The 26,140-nt window shown below is 57.9% G+C and carries 20 protein-coding genes and 1 tRNA gene; 10 read left to right on the forward strand and 11 right to left on the reverse strand.

The genetic code is table 11. The features are described from left to right. Window positions 1-140 precede the first annotated feature (140 nt). On the forward strand, window positions 141-2,366 hold the full coding sequence (locus KW836_RS22890; RefSeq protein WP_175123111.1) for an FUSC family membrane protein: 2,226 nt from the start codon (window positions 141-143) through the stop codon (window positions 2,364-2,366). 125 nt (window positions 2,367-2,491) lie between these two features. Here the strand turns inward: KW836_RS22890 and yaaA are convergent, their stop codons facing one another. The 3 genes from yaaA to KW836_RS22905 all read right to left on the reverse strand — a co-directional run bounded on the left by yaaA (window position 2,492) and on the right by KW836_RS22905 (window position 5,398). Next, the gene (gene yaaA / locus KW836_RS22895) at window positions 2,492-3,265 is read right to left on the reverse strand and encodes a peroxide stress protein YaaA (RefSeq protein WP_175184162.1); all 774 of its coding nucleotides are present in this window, start codon (window positions 3,263-3,265) and stop codon (window positions 2,492-2,494) included. A 15-nt stretch (window positions 3,266-3,280) separates the two neighbouring features. Beyond that, window positions 3,281-4,063, reverse strand: a complete 783-nt coding sequence (locus KW836_RS22900; RefSeq protein WP_218344867.1) for a 3-hydroxybutyrate dehydrogenase — start codon at window positions 4,061-4,063, stop codon at window positions 3,281-3,283. A gap of 99 nt (window positions 4,064-4,162) precedes the next feature. Beyond that, window positions 4,163-5,398: a cation:proton antiporter gene (locus tag KW836_RS22905; protein ID WP_175184160.1), complete on the reverse strand. Its 1,236-nt coding sequence runs from the start codon at window positions 5,396-5,398 to the stop codon at window positions 4,163-4,165. 223 nt (window positions 5,399-5,621) lie between these two features. On the opposite strand from KW836_RS22905, the gene KW836_RS22910 reads away from it, so the two are divergent. The 5 genes from KW836_RS22910 (at window position 5,622) to KW836_RS22925 (ending at window position 10,194) form a co-directional block, all read left to right on the forward strand. Next, a tRNA-Ser gene (locus KW836_RS22910) sits at window positions 5,622-5,712 on the forward strand. A 130-nt stretch (window positions 5,713-5,842) separates the two neighbouring features. Continuing rightward, entirely contained in the window at window positions 5,843-6,274 is a 432-nt protein-coding gene (locus KW836_RS28190; RefSeq protein WP_370633074.1) for a DUF6538 domain-containing protein, read from the forward strand. Window positions 6,275-6,700: 426 nt separating this feature from the next. Further along, entirely contained in the window at window positions 6,701-7,195 is a 495-nt protein-coding gene (locus KW836_RS22915) for a hypothetical protein (RefSeq protein WP_218344868.1), read from the forward strand. A 77-nt stretch (window positions 7,196-7,272) separates the two neighbouring features. Beyond that, a complete protein-coding gene (locus tag KW836_RS22920) occupies window positions 7,273-8,808 on the forward strand; it encodes an SEC-C metal-binding domain-containing protein (RefSeq protein WP_218344869.1) in 1,536 nt (511 codons plus the stop codon). 498 nt (window positions 8,809-9,306) lie between these two features. Then, entirely contained in the window at window positions 9,307-10,194 is an 888-nt protein-coding gene (locus tag KW836_RS22925) for a hypothetical protein (RefSeq protein WP_218344870.1), read from the forward strand. On the opposite strand, the gene KW836_RS22930 is transcribed toward KW836_RS22925, so the two are convergent. Beyond that, entirely contained in the window at window positions 10,173-10,676 is a 504-nt protein-coding gene (locus tag KW836_RS22930) for a helix-turn-helix domain-containing protein (RefSeq protein ID WP_218344871.1), read from the reverse strand. The genes KW836_RS22925 and KW836_RS22930 overlap by 22 nt on opposite strands. 1,020 nt (window positions 10,677-11,696) lie before the next feature. On the opposite strand from KW836_RS22930, the gene KW836_RS28195 reads away from it, so the two are divergent. The 3 genes from KW836_RS28195 to KW836_RS22945 all read left to right on the forward strand — a co-directional run bounded on the left by KW836_RS28195 (window position 11,697) and on the right by KW836_RS22945 (window position 15,962). Beyond that, a complete protein-coding gene (locus KW836_RS28195; RefSeq protein WP_370633075.1) occupies window positions 11,697-11,912 on the forward strand; it encodes an Arm DNA-binding domain-containing protein in 216 nt (71 codons plus the stop codon). Window positions 11,913-11,930: 18 nt separating this feature from the next. After that, window positions 11,931-12,824, forward strand: coding sequence for an IS3 family transposase (locus KW836_RS22940; protein ID WP_218344873.1), 894 nt, complete (start codon window positions 11,931-11,933; stop codon window positions 12,822-12,824). Window positions 12,825-14,327: 1,503 nt separating this feature from the next. Next, on the forward strand, window positions 14,328-15,962 hold the full coding sequence (locus KW836_RS22945; RefSeq protein WP_218344874.1) for an N-6 DNA methylase: 1,635 nt from the start codon (window positions 14,328-14,330) through the stop codon (window positions 15,960-15,962). Here the strand turns inward: KW836_RS22945 and KW836_RS22950 are convergent. From KW836_RS22950 to KW836_RS22970, 5 genes are all read right to left on the reverse strand, one after another. Next, entirely contained in the window at window positions 15,959-17,146 is a 1,188-nt protein-coding gene (locus KW836_RS22950) for a phospholipase D-like domain-containing protein (RefSeq protein ID WP_218344875.1), read from the reverse strand. The two genes, KW836_RS22945 and KW836_RS22950, sit on opposite strands and share 4 nt — an antisense overlap. A 273-nt stretch (window positions 17,147-17,419) precedes the next feature. After that, on the reverse strand, window positions 17,420-19,036 hold the full coding sequence (locus KW836_RS22955) for a methyl-accepting chemotaxis protein (protein ID WP_304505134.1): 1,617 nt from the start codon (window positions 19,034-19,036) through the stop codon (window positions 17,420-17,422). Window positions 19,037-19,407: 371 nt separating this feature from the next. Continuing rightward, window positions 19,408-20,025, reverse strand: a complete 618-nt coding sequence (locus KW836_RS22960; RefSeq protein WP_175123116.1) for a flavin reductase family protein — start codon at window positions 20,023-20,025, stop codon at window positions 19,408-19,410. 3 nt (window positions 20,026-20,028) lie between these two features. Continuing rightward, window positions 20,029-20,991, reverse strand: a complete 963-nt coding sequence (locus KW836_RS22965; RefSeq protein ID WP_218344877.1) for a carbon-nitrogen hydrolase family protein — start codon at window positions 20,989-20,991, stop codon at window positions 20,029-20,031. Window positions 20,992-21,024: 33 nt separating this feature from the next. Then, window positions 21,025-22,677, reverse strand: a complete 1,653-nt coding sequence (locus KW836_RS22970) for an MFS transporter (RefSeq protein ID WP_191577666.1) — start codon at window positions 22,675-22,677, stop codon at window positions 21,025-21,027. Between the two features lie 161 nt (window positions 22,678-22,838). Here KW836_RS22970 and KW836_RS22975 point away from each other — a divergent pair, with 161 nt between their 5' ends. Beyond that, the gene (locus KW836_RS22975) at window positions 22,839-23,687 is read left to right on the forward strand and encodes an IclR family transcriptional regulator (protein WP_218344878.1); all 849 of its coding nucleotides are present in this window, start codon (window positions 22,839-22,841) and stop codon (window positions 23,685-23,687) included. A gap of 3 nt (window positions 23,688-23,690) precedes the next feature. On the opposite strand, the gene KW836_RS22980 is transcribed toward KW836_RS22975, so the two are convergent. Beyond that, the gene (locus tag KW836_RS22980; RefSeq protein ID WP_175137231.1) at window positions 23,691-24,671 is read right to left on the reverse strand and encodes a tripartite tricarboxylate transporter substrate binding protein; all 981 of its coding nucleotides are present in this window, start codon (window positions 24,669-24,671) and stop codon (window positions 23,691-23,693) included. 214 nt (window positions 24,672-24,885) lie between these two features. Beyond that, window positions 24,886-26,013 (reverse strand): mandelate racemase/muconate lactonizing enzyme family protein, encoded by a 1,128-nt coding sequence (locus tag KW836_RS22985; RefSeq protein ID WP_105237620.1) that lies wholly within the window; start codon window positions 26,011-26,013, stop codon window positions 24,886-24,888. Between the last annotated feature and the right edge of the window lie 127 nt (window positions 26,014-26,140).

The following is a 26,140-nucleotide window of genomic DNA, read 5'->3' on the forward strand; positions in this document are numbered from 1 at the left end:
GAGCAATTTACCGCGTTGCGTCAAAGGTGGCAAATCGGCTTTTGCCGACCGTTGCGTGGAAGGTTCGGTCACTATCCGGCCCCAAAACGCGCGATGCCCTCTCTATACTTGTTGCGTCGTCCAGAACCGAGCCGCCGCCCATGGATTTACGCATTGCCAGCATTCGCCGCTTTCTCTATAGCCACTACTTCTTCGGAGGGGTGCGCCAGGGGGTCGGCATGCTGTTGCCCGTGCTGGTGCTGGGCGGCCTCTTCGGCAATTACACGACCGGGCTGGTAGCGACCTTCGGCGCGCAATGCCTGGCCATCATCGACCAGCCGGGCGGTCCGCAGCGGCACCGCACCAACGAAATGCTGGGCGGCGCGGCGCTGGGCACCATCACCGTCATCATCACGGGGCTGGCGTCCTCGCATCCGGTGCTGATCTGGCTGGCCGTCATCGCGCAGTGCTTCGTCTATTCGATGTTCACCGTGTTCGGCAAGCGCGGCGGCCTGATCGGCTTTGCAGGCCTTCTGCTGATGACGCTGACCATGCACTCGCCGCTGGCGCCGCAAGAAGTGCTGGCCCATGCCGCCGCCACGCTGGGCGGCGCGCTGTTCTATGTGGCGTTCAGCCTGGGGTTTTCGCGCCTGTTCTGGCTGCGTGAAGAGCAACAGGCCATGTCCGTCGCACTGTTTGCCACCGCCGACTACGTGGCCGCGCGCGCAAACTTCTACGACGAAACCGCCGATCTGGACGAAGCCTACCGAAACCTGATCCAACGCCAGTCCGTCATGACCGAAAAGCACCAGGCGGCCCGCGACATGGTGCTGCGCGCCCTTCCCCGCGGCAAAGGCCTGGGCGACCGCCAGCGCGTGATGATCTGGAACATGTTCGTGGACATGCTGCAGTTGCTGGACACGCTGGTCGCCACGCACACCGACTACGCCGCGCTGCGCCGCACGCTGGCCGGCAACGACTGCCTGATGTTCATGCGCGACGCGCTGGTGAAGATGTCGCTGGAACTGAACCGCATCGCGCTGGACGTGTCGCGCGGACGCAAGGTGCAATACCGCAGCAGCGCCAAGGCGGAACTGCGCGCCATCGAGTACGAGATCGAGCAACTCAAGCAGCAAGGCCTGGGCGAACGCGATCCGGAGATGCTGGCGCTGATCGTGCAGGTGCTGCGGCGCCTGCGCAATTCGGCGCGCATCGTGGACCGGCTGGCCGATCACACCGCAGCCTCGCCCGATGCCAAGCCCACCGACGTGCTGCGCATCAACAAGTCGCTGACGCGGTTCATTTCGCGCCAGGAATTCCGCTTTGGCCTCTTGACCAGCAACCTGCGGCTGGATTCCCCGCACTTCCGCTATGCGCTGCGCGTGACGGCCGCTGCCGCGATCGCCATGACGCTGGCCAGCCGCTGGCTATCGCCCGAGTTCTCGGCGCACAACTACTGGATCATGCTGACCATCGTCATCATCATGAAGCCTGGCTTTGCGCTGACGCGCCAGCGCAATGGCTGGCGGCTGATGGGCACCCTGATCGGCTGCATCGCCGCGCTGCTGCTGTTCAACGTGACCGACGAGCCCAGCGTCCTGTTCGCCGTCCTGCTGGGCGCCTGCATCATGGGCAACAGCATGGTGCAGCTCAACTACATGGCCAGCGCCATTTTCAATACGCTGTTCGTGGTGCTGGTGTTCCATTTCGTGTCGCCGGGCACCGTGTCCATGTCGGTGATCGGCGAACGCGCCATCGACACGCTGCTGGGCTGCGCGCTCGCGCTGGTCTGCAGCTACATCCTGCCGTGGTGGGAGGCGCGTTACCTGAAGCCGCTGGCTTCCGCCGCAACCCGCGCCAACCGCGAGTATCTGCTGGCCGGCCTGCGTTACGTCGAAGCCATGCAGGCGCACGGCGCGCCCGTGGGCGCGGCTGCCACCGACACGCCCGCCGTCACCGACGCCGACCTGGCCTGGCGCCTGGCGCGTAAGAACGTGCACATCGCCTTCAGCAATTTCGCCGAGGCGTTCTACCGCATGATGAGCGAGCCCAAGTCGCATCAAGTGGACGTGCCGGAGCTGAACAATCTGCTGATCCAGAACCATGTGCTGGCCTCGCAAATTACCGCGGCAATTCCGATTCTGGCGGCGCTGCCCGCCACGCCCGAGCCGGTCCGGCAAGCGCTGGACGGCATGACCGTGCTGCTGGATGAAAACAGCCCGCGCGTGCCGCTGGACCTGCCCACGCAGTTCGACACTGCGGGCGATCAGGCTGCGCTGGTCTATCCCGTGAAGCAGATGCTCAAGGCCACGCACATGATCCGCCAGGAACTGCAGGCGCTGGCCGATCCGCTGCATGCGCCGCCGGTGGCGGCCGCGGCGTCGTAAGCCGCCGTCCGTCGATTCGACGGGCAAAAAAAATGCCAGCCGGGCGGAGATGCCAGGCCGGCATTTTTTGTGAAAGGGCGAGGTCCCAGCCAGGTGTCTGACACCTTCCCCCGCCGCCGACTTCGTCAGTCCAGCTTGCGGCGAAACACCAGCTTGTCCGCCGACGACGCCGACGCGTCGTACGCGTAGCCTTCCAGATCAAACCCCTGCAGCCCTTCCGGCTTGGCAACCTTGTGCTGGATGGCGTAACGCGCCATCAGGCCGCGTGCGCGCTTGGCGTGAAAACTGATGATCTTCCAGGCGCCGTTCTTCCAGTCCTGGAACACGCATTGCACCACCCGCGCCTTCAGGACCTTCTGATCGACGGACTTGAAGTATTCCTCGGAGGCCAGGTTGATGACGACCGGCGACTTCTGGCCGGCCTGGCGCTCGTTCAGGTAGTCCGCGATGGTGCTGCCCCAGTACTCGTACAGGTTCTTGCCCTTGGGGTTCTCCAGCCGCGTGCCCATTTCCAGGCGGTACGGCTGCATCAGGTCGAGCGGGCGAAGCACGCCGTACAGGCCGCTCAGGATGGCGACGTGCTCCTGCGCCCAGTCGAGCTGCTTGGCCGACAGGGTGGCGGCGTCCAGGCCTTCGTAGACGTCGCCATTGAAGGCCAGCACGGCCTGGCGCGAGTTGGCCTGCGTGAAGCTGCGCTTCCAGTGCGCGTAGCGCTGGACGTTCAGCTCGGACAGGGCCGGGCTCAGGCTCATCAGGTCCGAGATGTCCTCGGCGGTCTTGGTCTTCAGGACCTTGATCAGGCCGGCGGCCTGATCCACGAACATCGGCTGGGTATGCGTCTCGACGTGCAGCGGCGAGTCGTAGTCCAGCTTCTTGGCGGGGGAAAGCAACAACAGCATTCAGAATTTCCTTGTTTAGCGCGCCGTCCAGCCGCCATCGACGGAGACGGTCGTGCCGGTGATTTGCGCGGCGGCGTCCGAGGCCAGGAACACGGCGGTGCCGCCCAGTTGTTCCGGCGTCACGAATTGCAGCGACGGCTGCTTTTCGCTGAGCAGGTCGCGGGCAGCGGTTTCCTGGTCCACGCCATTCTTTTCAGCCAGCGCGGTGATCTGCTTTTCGACGAGCGGGGTGCGCACCCAGCCCGGGCAGATGGCGTTGGCGGTGATGCCCTGCCCGGCCGTTTCCAGCGCCGTGACCTTGGTGAATCCCACGACGCCATGCTTGGCGGCCACGTAGGCCGACTTGCTGGCCGATGCCACCAGGCCATGCGCGGACGCGATGTTGATGATGCGGCCCGAACCCTGCTTCTTCATGTGCGGCAAGGCGGCGGCGGTGCCGTGGAACACGGCGGACAGATTCAGCGCCAGGATGGCATCCCACTTTTCGGCCGGAAAGTCTTCGATCAACGCGGTGTGCTGGATGCCCGCGTTGTTGACCAGGATGTCGATGCGGCCAAGCTGGCAGACGGTGTTTTCGACCAGCTCGCGCACGGCGGCGCCCTTGGAAAGATCCGCGCCGTCGTAGATGACCTTCACGCCATGCTTGGCGGCAAGCTCCGCGCGCAGCTTCTCGATTTCGGCCGCGTCGCCAAAACCGTTCAGGACGATATCGGCGCCCTGCTCGGCGAAGGCCGTGGCGATACCCAGGCCGATGCCGCTGGTGGAACCGGTGACAAGCGCTACTTTTCCTTTGAGCATGAGCTTTCTCCTGTGAGCTGGCGTGGGGAAACGAAACGGGCTTCAAGTGTAGCTGCCCGGCAAGCCGCCAATCATGCCATGCCCTTACCCGCTGCGGGGTCAAGCGGTGGGCGGCTTGTCCGAGGAGGACGACGGCGCGGCGTCGGCAGACGGCGCAGTGTCCGTGACCGGCAACGCGTCCGTCACAGGCAGGCCCGCCATGCCGCCGTATTTTTCCGGCACGCGCTCTAGCACCTTGATCAGCACCGGCACCACGCCCATCGACACCGCGACGATCACCGACAGCACGTCGCGCTGCTCCAGGTTCACCAGATGGTTGTCCCAGGCTTCGTTGAAGATGGCGAAGCTGAACTCGCCGCCCTGGGCCAGCACCAGCGCAAACAGCAGCCGGTGATAGCGCGGCAGCCCCAGAAAGCGCGCGAATCCATAAAGGATGACGGCCTTCACCGCCAGCAGCGCCGCGACGCCCGCGCAGATGAACATCCAGTGATGGGCCACGACCTTGAGGTTGATGGACATGCCGATGGCCACGAAGAACAGGCCCAGCAGCAAGCCCTTGAACGGGTCGATCGCTTTTTCCAGCTCATGCCGGTAGCGCGACTCGGCCATCAACACGCCCACCAGGAATCCGCCCAGGCCCGCCGACAGGCCCGCATAGTCGAATAGTTGAGCTGCGCCCACCACCATCAGCAGCGCCGCGGCGGTAAAGAGTTCGTTCAATTCCGCCTTCGCCGCCCAGCCCAGCAGACGCAGCCGGTAGGCCAGCGCCACGACCGCCACGGCCACCAGCGCTTCTTTGAAGGACGGCGCGGAGGTCCCGTCCGACCCCAGCAATCCGGCCGCGACCAGCATCGGAATCGCCGCCATGTCCTGGAACAGCAGCACGCCCAGCGCCGAGCGGCCCAGCGGCGTGCGGGTCAACTGACGCTCGTCCAGCAACCGCAGCGCCACCGCCGTGGACGACAGCGCCAGCGACAGACCGCACAACACCGCCGCCTGCCACTCCATGCCCGCCAGATGCCGCAGCGCCGCGCCGAACACCACCCCCAGCAGCAGGCCGCAGACCAGCATCTGCAGGGTGCCCAGGATGAAGACTTCGTTGCGCATCGCCCACAGGCGCTTGGGCGACAGTTCCAGCCCGATGATGAACAGCATCATCACGACGCCCCACTGCGACACGCCGATCATCGTGTCCACGTTCGTGACCAGCTTGAAGCACGACGGTCCGACGAGAACGCCCGCGATCAGGTAACCCGGAATGGCGCCCAGCCCCAGTCTTTGCGTGATGGGCACGCAAAGCACGGCCGCGAGCAGAAGGATGAGGATGAGGTCCATGGAATGCGCAGAGGGCGGAATGGGGTGAATTCTGGCCAAAGATTGCGCCGGCTGAAAGCCGGATGAAACCCGCTGTGGTCCTTTTACCCGTTCTTTTTCGCCCCCCTTTACACAAAAGAAAAAAATCCTGTAGAATTGCGGGCTTCGCTGCTCCGACAACGAAGATCCTTCCGACCAGGGATCTTTTAGTGAATGAAAATTCACCGCTGCGGAACCCAGCCACGGAGAGGTGGCAGAGTGGTCGAATGTACCTGACTCGAAATCAGGCGTACGGTATCCCCGTACCGTGGGTTCGAATCCCACCCTCTCCGCCAAATTCATTAGAATCTCTGGCATGACCAGAGATTCCAGTAAACGCAGGGAAAAGAAAGGTTCCGGTGTGTACAAACATGTGCACCCCATGGACGCTTATCTGCACCTTCGCCCGAGTCCCGCGCGCTTTATATTCGATACCCTGTACCTCGGGACGTCCAGGCGCTTCGTGGCAAGCGCTATGAACGTCGTTCATGCTCCACCGAAGACCCTCGGCAAGCCCGCCTTGTCGCTGCCAAGCTGGTTGCCCAATGGGAACAGGAGTATCAACGCCTCCGCGACAGCGCCGCCGCATTAACGCCCCCGTTAGTCGAAGCAAAGTCGACCCCTCTATCTGACGAACTCATTGAGCAGATATGCCATCGTTGGTACGGCTCTTCAATAAGGTCGGATGACAGCGAGACCAGGGCATTCCGACCGAAGAACTTGATGAACTGGAGACCTATCTCCAATCGCTCGAACGAGACGCCAGGCAGATTGCTGCACAAGGCAAAGGCGCACCAAGCTATCCAGTCGTCAAAGATGCGGTTATCGAGTTTGCGGAAACCATGGGGTTGGACATAAGCGCCACTGACGCGCTGCTCCAGCAACTAGTCAAGAAATTTGCTGCTACCCAACTTAAGGTCTCCAAGGAGCTGAGGAGCAGGAGCAACGGGGATTTCATCGAAATCCCCACCATCCCGCCGAACTTCGCCCTGCCGTCTATTCTCACATACATGCCCGAATGGGAACGGCTGCACGTCCAAGGCCTGCGTCCGAACACGATTGAGTCGTACAAGTTCGAAGCTCACCAAGAGTGCCATTAATGAGAGAAGCAGACCTCGCCAACCCTTCACAGTGGAGTTCGTCAACCGCCTCTTCCGTTCGGAATGGTATAAAAGGGATGAGAAAATTGGCTCTAGCAGAATTGTGCGGGATTGGTCTGCCCGTTATTGGTTCCCCTTGATATCCCTATGTCAGGGGTTCAGGCCGTCCGAAATCAGCGGCCTGATGCTAGATGATGTGTACTACGACGATGGTCTTTTGGCCTTTCGCATAAAAGAAGGCAAGACGGAAGCGACCAATCGCTCCGTCAGCGTCCATCAGAAGTTGATTGACTTGGGCTTCGACCAGTGGCTAGCGGGCCGAAAGAAACGAGGCGGTAAACTGCTTTTAGACGTCTTTGAAAGCTACGAGAGGAATAACGACGCCTTCACTCAGAAATTCAATCGCTACATCCGAGACAAGCTAGACGCCACCGCTGGATATACGACCTACAGCTTTCGCCATCTATGGGAAGATACTCGACGAGCCGCAATCGCTCAACATCAGAATGCAGCGTGGCCTCCCGGGATGAGGGCTCAGATTAGTGGTCGTGAAGACGGCCAGAAGGAAGAAGGGTCCGCTGGCGACTATGGGAACGGCTACAGCGTCAAGTCGATGAAACCGTACTTGGATTCGGTTTGGAATTCGCAAATTCTCCTTCCAAAGCCATATGAAGCTTGACACACGTTAACGCGTCATACAACCTATTGCGGCCGATAGCGACCATACAGAACATTCAAAGAAGGGACGCACGCCCGATGCTAAATCAAATCCACAAAACAGAGGGCACAACGCCTGGCGAAAGAGAACTCACAAGGCTCGCCAACCTATCTTTTTTTGGACTTTGGAGCTACGCCTCGGTTCACAGGCTTAAAGGCAATGGCAGCATCAAGCACGAAGTTGCTGACCTTCTTGTCGTATTCGGGAACGACGTAATAATATTCTCCGAAAAAGACATCACATTCCCTGACTCAAACAACATAGTCGAAGACTGGGGCCGCTGGTTTCGGAAATCAATATCAAAATCGGTAAGCCAACTAAGAGGTGCCGAAAAATATATAAAATCCAAAGACAATGCTCTATTCCTCGATGAAAAATGCACCAAACCGTTTCCGTTCCAACTAAATGCATCTGAACTTCGGGTCCACCTAATCGCCTTCTGCAGAAATTCATGCGAGCGAGCCAAGGGCTATTTTGCGCAAAACCAAGAAGAAGGCGCATCAACTAGCACTGGGACCCTTGTCTTCCTCTCCCCACTTCGTGAGCAGGAGATGCTGTTGAACCCGTTCCACATCGGAGACTTTGACCCCAAAAAGCCCTTTATCCATGTCTTCGATGAAGACTCCTTGAGTCTTCTGTTGACAGAGCTAGACACTGGCCCCGATTTTATAGACTATCTATGTGCGCGAGAGCAATCAATCCGAGGTAAGACAGTATCGTTCTTCTATGGCGAGGAAGACTTTCTTGCTGTCTACCTGAAAAATATACAAGCCAATGGTTTTGGCTGTTTCCGCGCAGACAAGTCCCTACCTACAGCACCCGAGAATGCTTTGCCTACCATTGAAGAGGGAATGTGGCAGCTCTTCAAATTATTGCCCTACTATGCTATCCATGAACAGCAGCGTAAGCACGCGGGATTCTGGAAATCGGTAATCGACGATTTTTCGCAATCCATTTTGACTGCAACGGTCGGCGAAGCACGCGAAGAATCACTAGAAACACACGAGCGAGCGCTTCGTGCAATGGCGTCGGAAAATAGGATATCGCGCGCTGCTCTTGGACATGCGCTTCTTGAAAAATTCCACACCGTACCAACCAACGCGCGCAGCGCAAGGGTGGTTCAATCCTCATCAAACCCAAACCGGCTTTATATCTTTTTACTCTTTCCCTGGATAGATGAGCACAAAACTTACGACGGCTACAGGGCGGAGCGCACCGCGTGCATGAAACTTTATGCACGCGCAGCGCAATTAAAGTATCCCGCCTATTCTGAAATCGTTATTCTGGGAGCCGACACCAAAAATTCGTCGAAAGGAAGCTCCGAGACGGTTTTAGTTGTCAAAGGCAACCCCGAAATGCCGGAAAGGGAAAAGGCGGAAACTCTGGCAATGATGGAAGAACATAGGGTACTAACTGACATAAGTGAGCTTAAGCATGTTAGTCGCTCAACGTATGCACCAACCACAGGAAATGTTTTCGGAAATTGGCGACCCATACCGTCTAATCCCCCCGGCGTTAACCAACCATGCTATTGCGGCTCGGGAAAAAAATACAAAAAATGCTGCCGCCCATGAATGCTTAATAGCCTTAAAGTGGACCCGGCCACACACGGGGACTGAACGTCACTCGCCCGTGGCTCTGTAGAGTGCGTCCAGCACGATACAGCCCGGCAAAGCGACCTAGCGTCGCCGGGGTTGGGGGAGCCGAAATGCGTGAGGGGCGACCCTAGCCCCGGTATGCGCCCCAGCGGATACAGCATTTTGGGGGCATAGCCCCGCCCCCTGTTGCGTAGCAGCAGGGCAACGCCGTTTTAGGGAAACGCTGCGTAAGCCAGTGCACCGCTCCTAGGGCGTCCAGCTGTAGGAAAAAGGGGGTTGCCCTGCTGCGAAGCAGCGGCAGGGGGCGCGTCGTTTCTGTCGTGACACGCACTAGCGTGTAGCCCCGTACCTCGCGTCCAGCGAGGGCTTGAGGGGCGGTAGACAGCGCTGCCGCCGGCAGCGTTTTTTTTTCTCGTCGCTATACATGGAAAGCACATCAGAAAGCAGATGCGCTGACACTTCCCGGAGCGACTGATGACGATAGACAAGAAGGCGGTAGGCCTTGAGCAAGAGCTGGCAATGCTGCACTACCTAGCCCGGTTTGGCTGGTTGACGGTATCCATGTGCGGAGAATTAGTTTTCTCCAGAAAATCTCAGAAAGACGCCTTGGCACGGCGCCTTCTGAACAAGCTCGCAGCCAACAAAGAGGCGGAACGCCACCTAGACACAGGCGTGGGCTTCTGGCTGCTGTCGAGGAAAGGGGCAAAACGGTTGGCCAGCGAGGCAAACCTCAACAGGGAACCCCTTGGGGTCCAGAAGTTGGGCAACATGCGCCACAGAGCCGCATCAAATTGGCGGCCCATCAATGCAATTGCATCAGGACATCAGGTCTGGACGGAACACGAGATTCAATCAGGCTACGCCCCCTTCGTAGACTACCAAGGAAAGATTCCTGACGGACTAATCGAGACTGAAGAGGGGGCAATCTGGATTGAAGTAGAGAATGCCTATAAGAGCAGAATCGAGCGCGAGAAAATCCTCACCCTTTGCGAGCGGAACCTATCCGGGGATACAAAACCGGAGATGGCAACAGGATGCTATCTTTTCCGCATTGAAATTGTCTCGACCAACAAGGAGCCTCTCGCGGCACTGTACAACGACTTCCTCTCAAGCCATGAAAGAGGTTACATGGCAGAAGCGGAGGCGTCCCTTGTGACACATCAAGGTACGAAATCAGCCAAAGCTATAACATCGCCGGCGAGATTAGCGGCAATCTGTGGTACGACCTACTCGCTATTAATCAATGAGCAATCGCCCCGACAGCGTCGGGGCGATTGGCATCAGAAAACGAGTTCTATACGGAATTTTCCCACTACTCCCATTTGCGCATGCGTTGCCCACTACCCTTTGTCAGCGTCATAGCCCTCAATCTCCGCGATTAGCAGCTCAGCGCTCTCGCAGCCTTGCTGACGCACAACCGAAAGCTCTAATGCATCCCTATAATCATCATCCGGAAGCTGTCGATGGGTGGCAGCCCTAAAATCGCCGTTCTTAGGAACGCTCAGCCTGTACAGGTTAGTCTTGTTGTATCCGCGCTGACCTGAATTCTTTAAATAACCGAAGCCTTCGAGTTTCTTTATCAATCGAGAGACATGCGCCCTATTTGGCTCACCCTTGGCCATATATCCTAACAACTCCGCGAGTCTAGCCTGGCTCATATAGCACACCCCATTTTGATTGGCATGCAAGCACATGACGCAATAAAGGTGAATCAGTGGAAATGCGAGTCGTTTATCGAGAAAGACATGTGGCGGGATTTGCGCAAACCGCGCTACCCCAAAGTCATTTAACGGTATCCAGCTATTTTTAATGCTTGTTTTTTGGTTCATTGACGGTTCAGACATCGTAGCGCTCCATGGCGTTGATAGTCTGAGGTCTAGCGGATAACCTTTATTCTTTGGACACCCCTCCAAATCCAGGGTAAGGGGCACGGACGGCACCGCCGTCCCTTGGCCAGGGAGCGAGCGCAGCGAGCAAGGCAGCAGCTATGCTGCTGCGAAGGACGGCCTTGCCGTCCTTCCTGTTAGTAAGCGCAGCGAGCTAGAGTACTGCACGGCAGCTTGTTAGGCTGCACGCCCAATGCACCGTGGAGTATATATTTTCTGTTAGGTTGCACGCCCGGTGCAGCGTGGAGTATATATTTTCTGTTAGGTTGCACGCTGTGCAGTAAGGCATGTCTGGATTTTTTGTACGAGACGGCTGATTATCAGCTGAGAGCAGCAGCGAGCCCTTCTCCAAACAGACTAGCAAACTAATCCTTGGCGGACCTCCGGGAGCCAACATGACCCGCAGCATGTGCACGGTGCACAACGCAGTTGTGCTGAGTCACATGCTGCGGAAAAGTGAAGGAAGAAGGCCCAGCGGCAGACGTGGAGCATCAGGAAGGTGGCTGCGAAGTCCAGCAGGACTACTCGAAGGCAGCCAGTGACGCGAAGTACCCCGCCATTGCCAAATGCACGCGCATGGTCACCACGCTTAGCGACCATCTGCATGTGTACACAGGTGGGTACAAATGATAGACTGGAACCTCTAAAAATTCTTGTACATCAGAGCCTTAGGATGTTCAACGGAACATCCCACCCTCTCCGCCATTTTTACATACGCAGAAATGCGTAGAAGTACGGAAACCCGCACCAGCTAACGCTCTGCGGGTTTTTGTTGTCCGGAAGGGTCCGCCGGAGTGCGCTAACAGCCGGGGTTATGAGGGGGTATATCTGGGGGTACTATTGGCTCGTCCGGCCAGATACCTCCAAAACAAGGCCCCTCACAGATGCCACCGTTCGCCAGGCCGAGCCCGCTGAAAAGCCCTGCACACTGTCTGATAGCAGCGGGCAGTACCTACTTGTCAACAACGCCGGAAAGTACTGGCGTGGAAGCACCGGTACGGCGGTAAAGAGGAAGTCATGGCCTTTGGCGTCTTCCCACGGGTGACGCTCGCAACGGCCCGGAAACGGCATCACGACGCCCGATCAGTCCTTGAAGCAGGCATGGACCCCATGGCATTCAAAAAGGAGGCATCGGAGCCACGGGCCCCTGACGTTTGGAGTTACCAGGGTTCAGTGGACAAGAGTAGTATCTGAACCGATTGGGGATGATCCATGTCTGCGAACAAGACGCCAAGCAAAGTAAGGCGAGCATACAAGTTCATTGAAGCCCATAGCGACGAGTACAGCATTTCGGCTATGTGCCGGGTTCTTGGCGTGGCGCGTGCTGGCTACTACGCTTGGCTAAGTGATCCAATTTCTGATCGGACGCAGGAGGACGTTCGGCTTCTCCGTTTGATTCGTGCCTCTTTCATGGCGAGCCATGGCATCTACGGCGCTCCCCGCGTCTTGCAAGACTTACGAGAACGCGGAGAGACGTGCAGTAAACATCGAGTGGCTCGACTCATGAGAGAGAACGGCTTGCGGGCCTTGCACGGTTATCGCACAAGACATATTCCGGTACCCAAGCAATCACCACTGATCCCCAACCTGTTGCAGCGGAGATTTACGGTTTCGAAGCCCAATGAGGCCTGGGTGACAGACATCACCTACATTCGAACGTGGCAAGGATGGCTTTACTTGGCCGTAGTGATGGATCTTTTTTCCAGAAAGGTCATTGGTTGGGCCACAAAGCCAACGATCCATCGAGAATTAGTCTTAGACGCTGTGATCAAAGCCGTACGACATCGACGTCCTCGGGGCACGCTGATCCATTCAGACCAAGGCACTCAGTATGGCAGTGATGCTTGGCGGCGCTTTTGCAAGGTCAATCACCTTGAGCCGAGCATGAGTAGGCGGGGAAACTGTTGGGACAACGCTGTAGCCGAGTCCTTCTTTAGCAGCTTGAAGAAGGAACACATCAAAAGGCATATCTACTCCGATCGAGATGCTGCCCGAGTGAGCTTGGCGGAGTACATCGATGATTTCTACAATTCCGTGCGACGGCACAGCTACCTCGGCGGAGTTAGTCCGAATGAATTCGAAGCTGCACATAGCAAGCGGAAATAGGGTGTCCACTGAACCCTGGTAACTCCAGTTTGACCTCGCTGCCCGGCGGTGGTGGACACATGGGGCGCCCAGTCGCAGCACACGACACGCGGATTACGTCCTGTGCCCCCCCCCCCCCCCGCTGAACAAGCTTGCCGCAAGCGGACAAGCATTACGCCATATCGAATCGAGGGCAGGAATTTGGCTTCTGACGAGAAAAGGCGCGAAACGGCTTTCTGAGCATAAAAGCGGACTTAATGAGCCGTTCTTAATACATAAGCCTTGCATTATACGCCAGCGGGCGGCATCCACCCGGCAATTTATTAAAGCGTTGCGTGAGGGTTTTGAAGCCTGGACAGAGATGAAATTCAATCTGGCAATGCGCCCTTCTGAGTTGATGTGGAGCTCATATAAAGCCGAATTGAGCGAGAACAAATTGCGGCATTCTGCGAAAAGCACCTTTCCAGCGACGCAAAAAAGGAATTGCCCGGCGAACAACACATATTTCGACTCGAAATTGTCTCCACCAACACAGAACCGCTTTTCGCGCTCTATAAGGCCTTCCTCTCCCGCATAAATCGGGGCTACGGCTTGACGCCGAGGCAACGCTCATTACTCTGTCTAAATACGAGATAACGCCAAGCCACAATTATTTAGGGAAGATAAGCTGCGACCGTTGGTATGGATTTATCTGCACCAAATCTCACTAAAGCCCCCCGGATGGGGCGTTAATTCTTACACCTCCATGCTGAAGTCTCTCGTATCCGCTGCCGTCCAGGCTCCAGCCGCCACGAGGGGCTGAATATCACGTTGCTCACCCGCAGCGATGCCTCTAGTCTGTTGGAAGCACAATAAGGTAGCAGAAGAAGATCGTTGCCGGATTATAGGTCTCGAACGTACACCGTGGTCGCTGCCAATGACGACTGAAACCCCTACCAATGATGAACTTCAAGAGCAAGTCAAGAAGCTGACTGCTCAAGCTAGAGCCGTCAAGATAGGTGAGATTGAAGCCCTTTTGACTGACGTGAAAACTACGATTGCAAGTATGGGTTGACTTCCGCACAACGGGGTTTCACCACTAATGCCAAATCTGCCAAGAAAGCAGCCAGCAAGGGATCGGCTGTTGTCGTACATCAGAAAGCTGATCTGACATGGTCGGGAGCCAAACAAGATAGGAAACTCGAGTGGGTAATTGAAGCTCAAGCAGCCGGTGAAGATATTGGAAAATATCGTATGAATTAAGAAGCCATACGCCTAACAAAAAAACACATTCGGGTGTTTTCTATTGACGTGAAACTACTATCCAGATAACATTATGCGATTCATGTAACATCACATAAGGCACATCATGGCTATCGGAGAATCAGGCCGTATAGTTCTAGAGATAGAACCAGACCTCAAGAAGAAATTCTATGCCTGTCTTGCATTGGAGCAAATCACATTGAAAGATTGGTTCATCAAGACTGTAGAAGAACACATGAAGAACCATCACCCCGAAATTTTCACAATGAAGAATTATAAAAAATGAACTTCATTGAAAACGAATCAGAACAAAAGCTTCGCGGTGGATACTACACCCCAGAAGATCTGGCTACTTTCATCGCCAAATGGATTTCCAAGAAATCACCTAAGCACGTCTTAGAGCCAAGCTGCGGGGATGGCATTTTTATCAAAGCATTTCATAACGTCGGCTATACAGGAAATTTGCATTTTCACGGTTTTGAACTGTTTGATAATGAAGCAAAAAAATCAAAAAAAAGAGCGTCGCAATTTAAAATAGAAAGCACCATTAAGTGCGCTGATTTTCTGGATCATGCGATCAAGCTCATGTCGGCACGAAAGGCTGAATATGATGCAGCAGTGGGCAATCCACCGTTTATTCGCTATCAGTATCTTCCCACTGAATCTCAAGAAAAATCTGAAATTATCTTTAAGAATGAGCATTTAAAATTCACCAAGCATACAAATGCTTGGGTTCCATTCGTTATTGCAGCAATCAAGACTTTGAAACCTGGCGGCAGGTTTGGAATGATTCTGCCTGCCGAAATTATTCATGTTATGCATGCACAATCACTTAGGACTTATCTTGGTGAACAATGCAGCAGGCTTCTTATCATAGATCCAGAAGAAATTTGGTTTGAAGGCACTCTTCAAGGCGCCGTCATTCTTTTTGCAGAAAAGAAGTTTGAAGTTAAAGATCACTCTTATGGGCTTGGCATCTACAAAGTAGCTGGCAAGGATTTCTTAAAAGAAGACCCAGAGAACATTTTTGACAATACACCACGCATCAATGGTGAAACCGTTGAAGGCAAGTGGACGCAAGCTTTATTAACCGCAGAGGAACGGACGCTCTACAAGTCAATATTGAAGCTTAGTGGCGTACATAAATTTCATGACATTGCCAAGGTGGATGTTGGTATCGTCACAGGAGCAAATAAGTTCTTCTTAGTTTCTAATGAAGTAGTTCATGAATATGGATTGGGAAACTATGCTCATCCAATGTTTGGACGGAGTGAACATTGCCCTGGACTTATCTATGATGAAAAGCAGCATCAAGAAAATGCCACAAAAGGGAATCCAACCAACTTCATTCTGATCAAGGATGAATTGACTAAACTTCCCAAAAAGGTAAAAGACTATATCGCTCTTGGTGAAGCAGAAAAACTACACACTCGCTATAAATGCAGGATCAGAAATCCTTGGTATACGGTTCCATCCGTATACTCAACAAAGATTGGAATGCTCAAACGTAGTCATGACATTCCGAAGCTGATTCTCAATACTGTGGAAGCCTATACGACAGATACAGCATATCGCATCACAGCCAAAGAAAACATTGCTGCTGACAAGTTGGTATTTTGCTTCCCAACAGCACTAACCGCTTTGAGTGCAGAGCTCGAAGGCCGCCATTATGGGGGAGGTGTGCTTGAGCTTGTTCCTTCTGAGATCGAAGAACTAGCTATTGCTTACCCTAAGGAGCTCACCAAATTTGATTTGGAAGCTCTGAACATGGTCTATAAAAAAGAAAGTGCCCCTAAAATTCTCGCACAACAATCAAGAATCGTCTTAGGAGCACTTGGAGTTACCACCGAGAAACAAGCAACACTGCTGAATGCTTGGAAGCGTTTGAAGAACCGGCGACAGCGAATCAGTGACTAGTCAATTTCAATCATAAATTCTGGTGGGGTGGAGTCTTTTCTGTGCAAAGTCATTATCCGCCCCAGCAGATCATTTTGAGCAATAAAAATCTTGGCATCACCCCAGCTAACATTGGTCATCGCATTTTTCTGCTGGTATGACCTTGAGGTTGTCCTGGTATTATGTGAAATTTTCAACTCAAAGGTCCCTTTGTATTCCCCTTTGGTGAAAATATGAGTAGTTATTTTGGCTCGCTCATAATGAGCTAATGAAGCATCAACAACCCAGCCCACATCAATAAAAACTTCTTCACGGAAGTAATGCCGTTGATCTATGCCTACCATTGCTCCTTTTTTCCAAAGCATGGAGCCAGTTGGATTAGTATTCCCACCTGTAGGAATATTCAGATCCCGCTCTTTCAACTCCTTACTCTGCCAAACCAGGTAGTAGTCTTGGGTATTGGGCTTTCCAATACTTGGACGATACGTGACTTCTTCCCTGCCGTCTTCGTTGACAACAATTTCGTCGATAAATCCCTTTTCGGCCTTCTTTTTGGTAACTGGGAGAGGAACTTTCTTGAACAACTTCATCAAAGGGGTTGTATCGCCTCTCCCTTTTGATGCTCTTGAGCTTTTTTGTTTAACGACGACCGTTTCATCAACAACCCTACCACTCTCAAAAATTTCCTTTATTTCACTCTTATTTTTGATGTGTATTACATGATTAGGGTGAGTAGCTACAAGTCCATTAAATATGATTTCAGCTTGATCAACAAAATCTTTATCCTCAGCCAAGCTCAAATCAAGATCAAGGATAGAACTAGCTTCAATATTGTTATGCAATCCGCCGAATGTAAGATTGGCACTACCTATGATAGCCGTTGCTGACTTCTTGAATTTTGCAAGGTATATCTTTGGATGAAAAATAGTGGTTCGTGATCCTGTATCAACAGCATAGAGCTTTGCACCAGTCTCCAAAATAGCTTCTAGAGCTTGATAAGAGGTGATGTCGTTTCGGATGCCTACAAAAACCGAGCACTTCCCCTTGTTCTTTTCTAGTGCAGCCTTGATGACAACAGCGCCTTGACTCTTCGCGAAGGCCACACTGATCAGTAGCTCGTCCAAGTCTTTGCCCAGTGCTTCTCTGATGACCGAAGAGTGATCTTCTTCAGTTACTGCCTGTAGTAGAAATCGTGCCTTTGCCATGTATGCCCTCCAAGATGTTACGTAATGATAACAACGTTACACTTATACGTATAGATCTAAGTCGGCTTGCTTCAATCACAAAGCAGGACATTCAAAATGACAAAGGCCAGTAATTAGACTAGCTTTTAGTCCTTCCGTTAAATTCGGCACCACCCGGTTTTCTAATAGCATACCTTCACACTTGTTTGAGATTTCATATAACTGCACTACCTGCAGGCGCCCTCCCGCAACACAAAAAATAGCTCCAGCGTCATTCACACCGTTGCCGCAAGCTCAATAAGCAGCCAACCGCAGCGACGCCTGCGACCCGCCGGCCTGGACGGACGACACCGCCTCGACCGCCAACACCCGCTCCGCACCGCCCGGCAACCTGAACGCGCTCACCGCCCGCGTCAGATCCGCCGACTGATCCTGCATCGAGCCCGCAGCCGCTGCAGCCTCTTCCACCAACGCCGCGTTCTGCTGGGTCACCTCGTCCATCTGCGACACGGCACGGTTGACTTGTTCAATGCCATCCGCCTGCTCGGCCGAGGCCGCCGCGATTTCGCCCATGATGTCGGTCACGCGTTGCACGGAACTGACGATCTCCTGCATCGTCGCGCCGGCGCGTTCGGCGCTGCCCGAGCCCTGACCGATCTTCTGCACGGTGTCTTCGATCAGGACCTTGATCTCCTTGGCGGCCTGCGCGCTGCGCTGCGCGAGCGTTCGCACCTCGGCGGCCACGACCGCAAAGCCCTTGCCCTGCTCGCCGGCGCGCGCGGCTTCCACCGCGGCGTTGAGCGCCAGGATGTTGGTCTGGAACGCGATGCCGTCGATCACCGACACGATGTCCGAGATCTTCACCGAGCTGGCGGAGATCGCGTTCATGGTGCTGACGACTTCGGACACGGTGGCGCCGCCGCGCGACGCGGTTTCCGAGGCCGCCGCGGCGAGTTGGTTGGCCTGCTTGGCGCTGTCGGCGTTCTGCTTCACGGTAGACGACAGCTGCTCCATCGACGCGGCGGTTTCCTCCAGCGACGCAGCCTGCTGCTCGGTGCGCGAGGACAGATCGGTGTTGCCTGCCGCGATCTCGCCGGAGGCGGACGCGATGCTGTCCACGCCGGTGCGGATCCGGGCGACCGTGCTGGCCAGGTTGGCGTTCATGGATTCCAGCGCCGCCATCAACTGGCCGATCTCGTCGCGCGAGCGCACGACGATGGTGCTGGTCAGGTCGTTTGCCGCAACCGTGCGCGCGACGCGCACGGCGTCGGACAGCGGACGGGTGATGCTGCGCGTCAGCAGCACGGACATCAACAGGCCACACACCACCGCAATGGAGCCGATCACGATTATCCACAGATTCGCGTTGCCGTAAGACGCTTCGATTTCTGCGGCGCGCGCGTCGATATCGGCGCGCTGCAATTCGGACAGGCGATTGATGTTGTCAATGAACTGGCGCGTCGCGGGCAAGAACTCCTGCGTGAAGATCTTGTTGGCGGCGTCCACGTTGCCTTCCTGCTTGGCCTTGAAGATGCCGTCGCGGGTGCGCAGGTATTCGCTGCGCGCCTTGCCAATGCCTTGCCAAAGCACCTTTTCCTCGTCGCTTTCGATCAAGGGCTCGATCTTCTGCTGCAACGCCGACGAGTTGCGGGTCGATGCCGCGGCTTCCTCGGCGAAGAAGCCTGCCAGGCTGGCGTCAGCACTCTTGGCGATGGCGGTGGTCCGGGTGACGCCCGACTGGATGTTGCGCGCCCAGTCGTTGATCAGGCGTTCCTTTGTGAGGGATCGCTGCGTCAGCGTTTCGACCGATTCGTTGATGTTGGCCAGGCTGACCAGCCCGACAATGCACATGACCATGATCATGGCCAGCAAGATGGCGAAACCACCCGCAAGGCGGGTTCCAAGCTTCATGTTTTTCATACTGCCTCCGGCGACTTCCAGGGCGGTGTGAATGCGTGCTCGGGCGGATGCCTTGGCGGCGGAATTGCGCCGCCGCCAATTCAAGCCAGATGCTCGCAAGCCCCTGGTTATCCGCCCCCAATAATGGTGTCCGTTGTGTCTGAAATTGCCGGCGGAGAGTTCGGATTTTCGAGGGTTCTCGCGACGGTCGAACGGATGCTAGCAGTCCGGATTTGGGCGGCATCGGGGGAAATGAAGGCGTTATTGACGCAACCTCTTCGCATTGCCTGAAAGGTGTCGGCAGCGTTGTAAAAAAGCCGCTATTGCTGACCAAATCAACGGGAAAACCCAGGCAAGAAAAACGGCCCGAAGGCCGCGGAAACTCAGGTCGGCGACGTCGGCCGCGCAAGCTGGAAGGTGTCCGTACTGCGCGCGTACCAGCCGCCGCCGTGCATGCGGGCAATAAGGCCCAGCGCCGGCGTATCCACATGCCCGCGTTCGGCGTCCCGCACATAGGCGTCTTCGACATGCGCGCCCAGCACGCGCCCGATAACCACAATCTGTCGCGGACCGGTCACGACCGTTGCCTGGCTGACACACTCCAGCGACACCGGACTGCCCTGGATGCGGGGCGGTCGCACATGGGTGGCGGGCAGCGCGGTCAAACCGGCCGCGGCCATTTCGTCCACGTCCGCAGGGTAGTCGGCGCAGGTCTGGTTCATCTCGCGGACCAGGGATTCCGGCACCAGATTCACTACGAACTCACCGTTCTCGATGATGTTGGCGCCGGTGTCCTTGAATTCCCCGCCAGCATGGCGCATCAGGCCGATCGCGACCGTCGGCGGCTGATGCCCCATCACGTTGAAGAAACTGAAGGGCGCCGCGTTGACGACGCCTTTGCCCGACACGGTGGTGACCCACGCGATCGGACGCGGCGTGACGGTCGAGGTGAGGATGTTGTAGACCGTCTGCGCCGGCAAGGCGTTGAAATCAAAATGCATCGATCATGCCTCCTGCTGCCCGGCGGCGGCGCCCGTGGCCGAGACCGCGCGCTTTTCGCGGGTGTCCACCTGAAGCTGGAAGACGTCGGGGCGGGCGTAGTGCCCGGACACGTCGAAGTCGTACTTGCCGCGCAGGATCTGGTTGGGTTCGATGTCGGCGTACAGGATGGTCTCTTCCGAGAAATCCGGACCGGCCAGCACCTCGCCCAGCGGACCGATGATGGCGCTGCCGCCGCGCATCAGGACCGTGTCCGGCGCGTCGCCCAACGCGCATTCGAAGTCCTCGGGGTAGGCGCTGCGGCGCAGGTGCTGGCACGCGGTCAGCACGTAGCAGCGCCCTTCCAGCGCAATGTGGCGCATGCTGGGCACCCAGGTGTCGCGATCGTCCGCCGTGGGTGCGCAATACAGCGCGACGCCCTGGCTGTACATGTACATGCGCAGCATGGGCATGTAGTTTTCCCAGCAGATCACCGCGCCGATCTTGCCGTAGGGGGTGTCGATGACGGGCATGGTGGACCCGTCGCCGAAACCCCAGATCAGGCGTTCCCCAGCGGTCGGCATCAGCTTGCGATGCTTGCCCGCCAGGCCGGCCTGGCCGTTGAAATACAGCACGGTGCAGTACAGCGTGCCGCCATCGGCCTCGATGCAACCCATCACCACGAAGCTGTCGGTGTCGGCCGCGGCCTGCGCCACCAGCGCGACCTCCTCGCCGTCCAGGCGGATGGCCTGCCGATGATAGGCGGCAAAGGCGTCGCGGCCTTCGGGCTTGCGCATCCCGATGGGAGCGCCGAAGGAATTGCCCTTCGGGTATCCCCCCAGGAAGGCCTCGGGAAACACCTGTACCCGGGCGCCCTGCTCGGCCGCCTGCCGGATCAGCGCGGCGGCCTTTTCGGCGCAAGCCATGCTGTCGGTGGGAATGGACGCCGCCTGGATGACGGCGGCCTTGAAGGTCTTTTGCATGGACATATCTATGCTCGCTTCCTTTTTGTCTCGTTGTTGTCAGTGGGCCGGATCTTCGTCGATGGCCTTCGCACGCGTGTTGGGCAGCAGCAGGCTGCCGATGACGCCCACGACCACCATCACCGCCACCGGGTACATCAGGCCGCCGAAGATATTGCCGCTGGCCTGCGCCAGGTACGTGGCGGTAAAGGGCACGATACCGCCAAAAATGCCCGCGCCGATGTGATACGGGAACGACAGCGCCGTGTAGCGGATGCGCGCCGGGAACAATTCAACCAGATAGGACGCGACCGGGCCATAGACCATCGCGACGACGGCCGTCATCAGCACCAGGATCAGGATGATCGTGGCGCGGTCGATGCGCGCGGGATCCGCCTTCTCCGGATAGCCGGCCGCCGTCAGCGCCTTGGCGTAGGCCGCGCGGTCAAAGCCGTTGACGGTGGCGCCGCCCACGCTCATCGCAATTTCCTGCCCCGGGATCGGCGCGGCATATTCAAAGTTGATGCCCTTGCCGACCAGGAATTTCTTGGCCTGCACGCACACCTTCTTGTGGTCGGCATGGCTGCCGATCATGGCGGCCTGCAAGCCGAAGTCGCACGCGCCGCCGCTGGTGTCGGCATGCACGCGGACCGGCGTGGTCTGCATGGCCTGCGCCAGCGCCGGATTGCCGGCATTGAGCAGCACGTTGAACATCGCGTGGTAACCCACGGCGCCGATGAACAGGCCGGCCATCATGATCCACTTGCGGCCCACCTTATCCGACAGCCAGCCGAACAGCACAAAGGTCGGCGCGCCGATGATGAAGCCGATCAGGATCAGCCGGTAGACAGTGGTCTGATCAAGCTGCACGGCCTGCTGCAGGAAGATCATCACGTAGAACTGCCCGGTGAAATAGGTGGCGCCCTGGCCGGCGGTGACGCCGATCAGCGCCAGCAGCACGAGGCGCAGGCTGGGCCATTGGCCGAACGTTTCCTTGACCGGGTTCTTCGACAGGCGGTTCTGCTGCTTCATGCGCGTGAAGACGGGCGATTCGTGCAGCTTGGCGCGCACGTAGATCGAAATGGCCAGCATCACGATCGACAGGATGAACGGCAGACGCCAGCCCCACTGGCGGAAGTCCTCGGCGCTCATCGAGGCCTGGACGAGCAGGATGACGACCAGCGACAGGATCAGGCCGGCCGACGAGGTGATCTGGATCCATCCGGTCAGGAGCCCCCGGCGCCGCGGTTCGCAGTGTTCGGCAACGTAGATCACCGCGCCGCCGTATTCGCCGCCCACCGCCAGGCCCTGCACGACCCGCAGCGTCAGCAGCAGGATCCAGGACAGGTGGCCCGCCGTTTCATAGGTCGGCAGGCAGCCGATCAGCACGGTGGCGCCGCCCATCATGACGACGGTGATCAGGAAGGTGTATTTGCGGCCCAGCTTGTCGCCCAGATAGCCGAACATCACCGCGCCCAGCGGCCGGATGATGAAGCCCACGGCCAGTGCGCCCAGTGCGGCCAAGAGCGCGACGGTGGGGTTGTCCTGTGGAAAGAGGACCTGGCTCATGAAGACAGCCAGCGTTCCGTAGATGAAAAAGTCATACCACTCGAACAGCGTGCCCAGCGTCGAGGCGACCACGACCTGACGTTCTTCCTTGCGGCTCAGCGTCGGCCCGGCGTCGAGCCTGGGCATTGCGACATTTGCTTCCATGCTTGCTTTCCCCTGTCGTTTTAGATTGATAGTGCTGTACGCATTAACTATTATCAAAGCTAAGCCCGGACGGGAAAAAGCTAGGGGAAACCCGGCGCGGACTGGAAAAGCGGGGAAAAGGCCGCTGCTACACTGCCGCCACGCACACTGTGGAGGCAGCAATGGCAAGGCCCGCCGGCAAGATTGAAAAGAATTCGGAACAGGCGCCGGCCACGGCGCGCAGGGGCATCCAGTCGATCGAGGTGGGGTTCCGGATCCTGGACGTCATCCGCAAGACCGGCCGCCCGATGCCGCTCAAGGAAATCGCTGACGCCTGTGCGCTGACGGTGCCCAACGTCCACTATTACCTGGTGAGCTTCCAGAAAGTGGGCGTGGTGCAGCAGCACGCCGACACCGGCCACTACGGCCTGGGTCCGTATGCGTTGCGGCTGGGGCTGGCCGCGCTGGAGCAATTCGACGTGTTCACGACGGCGCGCCCGATCATGGCCGAGGTGGCCGCGGCCACGGGTCACACGGTGTTCCTGGGCGTGTGGGGCAACAAGGGCCCCACGATTGTCTACCGCGTCGAAGGCAGCCGCAGCCGGCCGCTGCTCGAATTGCGCGTGGGCACGGTGATGCCGCTGCTGTCGTCCGCGCTGGGCCGAAATTTCCTGGCGCACCTGCCCGATGCGCTGACCCGCGAGCTGCTGGAACAGGAGCTGGCCTCATCCGTGCCCGAAAGCCACGGCGGCACCGCCGGCAATGCCTACACGATGGCGGACGTGCAGGCCATTCGCGACGAAGTGCAGAAGCACCACATCAGCCGCTGCCGCCACGCGCTGCTGCCGCATTTCACGTCGTTGTCCGCGCCCATCTTCGACATGCTGGGCGAAATGAAGGCCGCCATCACACTGATGGGACCGGTCGGCGCGGTGGACGACGACCTGGAATCCGAAACCGCGCGCCTGCTCAGCGAAAAAGCCCGCTCGATCTCGGCGACGGCGGGCTGGGTGGATCCTGAGGCGCGGTAAGCGCTACCCCTCCGCCACGATCTTCGCGTCCTGGATTGTCTTCGCGTACTTCTGCTGTTCGCTCTTCATGAATTCGGCAAAGCGCTGCACGCCCCCGCCGCCGTCTTCCGCGCCCACCTGCGCCAGTTTCTCCTGCACGTCCGGCATCGCCAGCACCTGGTCAATGTCGCGGTTCATGCGCTGGACCATGGCGGCAGGCATACCGCCCGGGCCGACCATACCGAACCAGATGCTGGCCTCGAATCCCGGATAGCCCTGCTCGGCCACCGTCGGCACATTGGGCTGGCTCTTGGAACGCTTCTGCAGCGTCTGGGCCAGCGCGATGACCTTGCCGGACTGGATCAGCGGCGTGGCGGTGGTCATTCCCTCGAAGCAATATTGCACGTGGCCGCCCAGCAGGTCGTTCATCAGCGGCGCCGATCCCTTGTACGGCACGTGCAGCACGTCGATGCCAGCGCGCGCCTTGAAGATTTCCAGTGCCAGATGCTGCGCGGATCCGCTGCCCGCAGATCCGAACACGATCTTGCCGGGCTGCGCGCGGCATAGCTGGACGAGTTCGGGCAACGTCTTGGCCGGCTGGCTGGCGCCGCCGATCAAAATGGTGGGCGTCTTGCCGACCAGCGCGATGGGCGTGAAGTCCTTGTCCACCGAATACGCCAGCTTGGGCTGCAGGCCGGGCGCGATGCCATGGCTGTTCACGTGCGCCATCAGCAGCGTGTTGCCGTCGCCGGGCTGGCGCGCGACCTGTTCGGCCGCAATGATGCCGGCCGCACCCGCGCGGTTTTCGACGATGACGGGCATGTTCCACAGCACGCCGAGCTTCTGCCCCAGCAGCCGGGCCAGCACGTCCGTGCCGCCGCCCGCGGGAAACCCCACCACGATCTTCACCGGCCCGGAGGGCATGTCCTGCGCCCGCGCCGCCGACGGCAGCACAAGGGCCGCCCCCAGCGCCGCGGCGCTGGTCATGAATTGCCTACGTTGCATCGTTGTCTCCTCGCGCGCCGGTCCGACGGCCGGCAACTGGTTATGTGGAACTGCCTGCCGCTGTTGCATCCGGCCGTCTGACGCGGCCTGGATGCGGACCTTCGGGTACTACGCCTGCATGAACCGGCGCCGCTGCCGCATGTGCACGGCATGCAACCTTTGCGCGGCGCCGGTCGACGAGCCTGATGGAAGACGGGCCTAGTGGAAGACGGGCCTAACGGGCGACGCGCGTCCACTTGCCGAAGCGTTCGACCATGCGCTCGTCAAAGCCGAACCCCAGACCCGGCTCCTGATGCAGAATCACGCGGCCCTGCTTGTGGGTCAGTTGGCGGTCGACCAGCTTGCGGAAATTCAGGACCTGATCGTCCCAGAAGAATTCGACATAGCGCGCATTGGGCGTGGCCGCGACCAGCGGCGCATGCACGTCGTGGAACCAGTGCGGGCACACGACCACGCCGTAGCTGGCTGCGGTGGCGGCGATACGCTTCCATTCGGTGATGCCGCCGCAGACCGCCGCATCCGTCTGCAGGATGCCCGCTGCGCCCTTGTCCAGCAGTTCCTTGTGATACCAGCGGCCGTAGCCGATCTCGGCGGTGGCTATCGGTAGATGCGTCAGGCGCGCCAACTTGGCGTGGCTGTCGATGTCATCCGGACTGAACGGTTCTTCGATGAAGTACGGCTCGTATTGTTCGAAGCGGCGGATGTATTGCATGGCCTGCGTCACGTCCTGCCAGGCGTTGTTGCAGTCCATCATCAGCTCGACGTCCGGACCCACGGCTTCGCGCGCGGCCTTCAGGCGCGCTTCTTCCTCGCGCGGCGACAGGCGGCCGGTCTTCATCTTGACGGCGCCAAACCCCTTGGCCACGTAGCTGGCCATTTCCTCGCCCAGATGCTGCGGGGTCTTGCCATCGAGGTAGTAACCGCCGCTGGCGTAGGCCGGCACGGATTCCAGCTCGACCGCGCCCAGGAACTTGTGCAGGGGCAGGCCCGCCGTCTTAGCGTTCAGGTCCCACAGTGCGATGTCCAGCGCGCTCAACGCGCGCATCACCGTGCCTTGCCGGCCTTGCAGCAGCGCTTCCTGATACATGGATTGCCACAACCCTTCGACCGCGTGCGAATCCTTGCCGAGCAGCACGGGGCCCAAGAGGCTCTGGACGGCGGCCTCGAAGATTGCGCCGCCGGCGCTGCCGACATAGCAGAACCCGATACCCTCCACGCCATCGGTGGAGCGCACCTTGACCAGGCCGTAGTGGCGGGTGGACACGGTGCGGTTGGAAAACGAGGTGACCTTATCCAGAGGCACCGCCGCGGCGCATACGTCTATGGATTCAATGATGGGCACGGGTGGCTCCTTGAAAGCAGTGAAATCGACTGGACCGATCGGCGCGCCGCGCGCTGCCTGATCGCCTGGACGTATTCTTCTCCGGACCAAAGAAAACAACAATTATCTTCACGCATCTTTAGAATAT

It is taken from the genome of Achromobacter sp. ACM05 (assembly GCF_019218915.1).
GTDB classification, from domain to species: Bacteria; Pseudomonadota; Gammaproteobacteria; order Burkholderiales; family Burkholderiaceae_B; genus Achromobacter; species Achromobacter animicus.